Genomic DNA, 4,070 nt, shown 5'->3' with positions numbered 1-4,070 from the left:
CTGGGCGTCGCCGCGCTGGCCCGGCTGCAGGGCCCGGCCCTGCAGGGCACGCCGCTGCCGGCGGGCGCGCTGCAGTTCGATCCGAGGCCCTGGGTCTTCGTCGTCGATGACAAGCAGCGCCTGCGCAAGCGCCATGTGCGCCTGGCGCCGGACCAGCAGCTGGTCGTCGAGGGCTTGGCCCCGGGCGACCAGGTGGTGCGCGGCGCGGCCGCCCTGCTCAACGAAGGCCAGCGCATCACGCCGGTGCCGGAGGCCAAGCGATGAGCCTGAAGATCTCTTCCTGGGCGATCGCCAAGCCGACGCCCATCGTGCTGCTGTTCCTGCTGCTGTCGCTGGCCGGCATCGTCGCCTTCAACAAGCTGCCGGTCGCCGGCGACCCGCGCGTCGAGCTGCCCATCATCAGCGTCGACGTCGCGCAGCCCGGCGCCACGCCGCAGGAGCTGGAGACCAATGTGGCGCGGCGCCTGGAGGAAGGCCTGGCCGGCCTGCCGGGGCTGAACAACCTCAGCACCACGATCGCCAACGGCCAGGTCTCGATCACTGCCGAGTTTCAGCTGGAGGCCAATATCGACCGTGCCGCCAGCGATGTGCGCGACGCGGTGAGCCGCATCCGGCCCGAGCTGCCGGCCCAGATCGGCGAACCGCTGGTGACGCGAGTCGATGTCTCGGGCTGGGCGTTGCAGAGCTTCTCGGTTTCGGCCGAGGGCGTCGACGAGATGGAGCTGAGCCGCCGCATCGACGAGCAGCTCGGACCCAAGCTGCTGGGCGTCACCGGCGTGCAGCAGTTCAAGCGTCTGGGCGGCGCCAAGCGCGAGCTGCGCATCGAGCTGGACCCGGCACGCTTGAGCGCGGCCGGCGTCAGTGTCGCCGAGCTGGCGCGCCAGCTGCAGCTGGGCGAGACCAATATCCCGGCCGGCACGGTGCGCGACGGCGACGAGCGCATGCGCCCGCTGCGCGTGCTGGGCGCCAGCACCGATGCCCAGACCCTGGCCAAGCGCCTGGTGACCCTGGACAAGGGCCGCAGCATCGCGCTGGGCGAGCTGGGCCGGGTGGTGGACGAGGGCAACGAGCCGAACGGCTTCGCGCTATTGAACGGCCAACCGGTGCTGGTGCTGGAGGTCTACAAGAAGCGCGGCGCCTCCGAGCTGAAGCTGGCCGAGGGCGTGGCCCGTGCGCTGGACGAATACCGGCAGGCGCATCCCGAGATGCGCATCGAGCTGTTCGAGGACAACGTCGAGTTCACCCGCATGAGCTACGGCGGCGCGCGCGACACCCTGCTGGAGGGCGCGCTGCTGACCGTGCTGGTGGTCTGGTTCTTTCTGCGCGACTGGCGCGCCACCCTGCTGGCCGCGGCGGCGATCCCGCTGTCGCTGCTGCCGACCTTTGTCGCGATGCACTGGCGCGGCTTCCAGCTCGACAGCGTGACCCTGCTGGCGCTGATCCTGGTGATCGGCATCCTGGTGGACGACGCCATCGTAGAGATCGAGAACATCGCGCGCCGCATCGAGAACGGCGAGGCGCCGCGCGAGGCCGCAGGGCGAGGCGCCGATGCGCTGGGCCTGTCGGTGGTGGCAATCACGATGACCATCGTCGCGGTGTTCCTGCCGGTCAGCTTCATCGGCGGCGTAGTCGGCAAGTACTTCACCGAGTTCGGCCTGACCACCACCTTCGCGGTGCTGGCCTCGCTGTGCGTGGCGCGCCTGGTGACGCCGATGATGTGCGCCCGCTGGATGCGCCCCCATCATGGCGGCGAGGTAGCGCCGGGCCGCATGCAGTTGGGCTATCTGCGCCTGCTGGACTGGGTGATGCGGCACCGCCGCGCCTCGCTGGGCACGGGCGGCTGCCTGCTGCTGGCGACCTTCGGCCTGCTGTCCCTGCTGCCCTCGGGCTTCATGCCCGAGACCCGGCCGCAGGCGATCCCCGTCTACTACGAGCTGCCGCCGGGCGCCAGCCTGCGCCAGTCGGTGCAGGCCGCCGAGCAGCTGCGCGCCGCGATCGCCGGCGTTCCCGACATCGCCGGCGTGTTCGCCTACGAGCGGGGCAGCCCGGACCAGGGCGCGCTGCGCCTGCAGTTGGCGCCGCCCGGTGAACGCAGGCTGGCGGCCGCCGAGCTGGAGCAGCAGCTGCGCGAACGCCTGGCCAGGGTGCCGGACCTGCGCGCCAACCTGCTGCTGGGCGGCTGGGCAAAGGACCTGAGCCTGAGCTTCGTGTCCGCCGACCCGGGCAAGCTGGAGCCGGCGATGCTGCGCCTGCTGCGCGAGGCCACCGAGCTGCCGCTGCTGCAGGATCTCGGCCTGGACCAGGGGCGGCCGCTGACCAGCCTGGACCTGCGCCTGCGTCCCGAGGCGGCCGCCCGCCTGGGCGTCGACGCCAGCACGCTGGCCGACGCGATGCGCCTGGCCACCCTGGGCGCCAGCGATACCGCGCTGCCGCGCATCGTGATCGACGGCAAGCTGGTCGCGGTGCGCCTGCGCCTGGCCGGCGGCCAGGCCCTGGCTATCGAGGCATTGCGCCAGCTGCCGATCCCGACCGGCAACGGCGGCGTGGTGGCACTGGAGACGGTGGCGACGATTGAGCCAGGCAGCACGCCCTCGAGCCTGAACCGCCTGAACCGCGAGCGCGTGATCCAGCTGCAGGCCAACCTCGCACCGGGCGTCTCGCTCAGCGAGGCCATTGCGGCCATCGAGGCCCTGCCCGCCTACCGGGAGCTGCCCCCCGGCGTGCGCCTGGCGCCCTATGGCGACGCCCAGCACATGAACGAGATGTTCGAGCGCTTCGCGATGGCCGCGCTGTTCGGCCTGGTGGCGGTCTATGCGGTGCTGGTGCTGCTGTTCGACGACTGGCTGCAGCCGCTGTCCATCATGCTGGCGCTGCCCCTGGCGCTCAGCGGCGCCTCGATCGCGCTGCTGCTGGGCGGGCATTCACTGAACCTGTCCACCGTGATCGGGCTGCTGATGCTGTTCGGCATCGTCGCGAAGAACTCCATTCTGCTGGTGGACTTCATCATCGAGGCGCGCCGCGACGGCCAGGGCCTGGACGAGGCCATCACCCAGGCCGGACGCGAACGGGTGCGCCCCATCGTGATGACCACCTTGGCGATGGTCGGCGGCATGCTGCCGGCCGCACTGGGCTGGGGCCATGACGACGGCTTCCGCGCGCCGATGGCGGTGGCCGTGATCGGCGGCCTGATCAGCAGCACCCTGCTGAGCCTGTTGTTCGTGCCGCTGGTCTATCGCCAGCTCGAACAGCTGCGCCGGCGCCTGAGTGGCAAGAAGAAGCAAGAAGTCAACAAGGAAGAACAAGCATGCTGATCAAGCATTCGCTGAGGCGGGCGGCCCTGTTGCTTGCAACAAGCCTGCTGCTGGCGGCCCGACCCGGCCTGGCCCAGGACGGTGAGGCGCTGCGCCTGGAGCCGGCGGCCGAGACCCTGATCGAGCGCGGCGTCAAGAACAGCGCCGAGCTGGCCGGGGCGCTGGCCAAGCTGCGCGAGGCCGAGGCCGAACTCGGCATCGCCCGCGCCGACGGCGCTCCGAAGCTGGACCTGAAGGCCGAGGCCGGCAAGGCGCATGAGCAGCGCAGCGACGGACAGAAATCGAGCCGCGTCGATGGCCAGCGCCGCCAGGCCAATCTCACCTTCCGCTGGGAGCTGGACCTGTTCGGCCGCCAGCGCGCCCGCAGCCAGGCGGCGCAGGCCCAGCAGGCCGCGGTCGAGGCCGATCTGCAGGCCGCGCGGCTGGCGCTCGCCAACTCGCTGCGCGCCGAGCTCCTGCGCCTGCGCAGCGCCGGCCTGGCACAGCGCCAGCGCGGCGAGCTGCTCGCCACCCTGCAGCACCAGCAGCAGCTTGAGCAGATGCTGCTGGCCGCTGGCCTGCGCGGCGCGGGCGATCAGCTGGAGGGCGAGGCCGAGCTGGAGCAGCGCCGCGCCGAGCTGGCCCAGCAGGAACAGCAGCGCCAGCATGCGCTGCTGCGCCTGGTTCGGCTCAGCGACATCGAGGCGGGCGAATGGCAGGCGCTGGCCGATGGCCCGCTGCCCGAGCATCGGGTCCCGGCGCAGCTGCCGCTCCAGAGCC

General features: G+C 71.6%; 2 protein-coding genes and 1 pseudogene. All 3 read left to right on the top strand.

Annotated features, from left to right (window positions below):
• Nucleotides 1-264, top strand: a pseudogene (locus PO768_RS26925) (hypothetical protein); the annotation flags it as partial.
• Nucleotides 261-3,311, top strand: coding sequence for an efflux RND transporter permease subunit (locus tag PO768_RS26920; RefSeq protein WP_272648513.1), 3,051 nt, complete (start codon nt 261-263; stop codon nt 3,309-3,311). The pseudogene PO768_RS26925 and the gene PO768_RS26920, both read left to right, overlap by 4 nt.
• On the top strand, nt 3,305-4,070 hold a 766-nt coding region (locus PO768_RS26915), incomplete at its 3' end, for a TolC family protein (protein ID WP_272648512.1). The genes PO768_RS26920 and PO768_RS26915, both read left to right, overlap by 7 nt.

It is taken from the genome of Paucibacter sp. XJ19-41 (assembly GCF_028462495.1).
Lineage (GTDB): Bacteria > Pseudomonadota > Gammaproteobacteria > Burkholderiales > Burkholderiaceae_C > Roseateles_E.
This window is presented reverse-complemented; position numbering and strand designations above follow the sequence as displayed.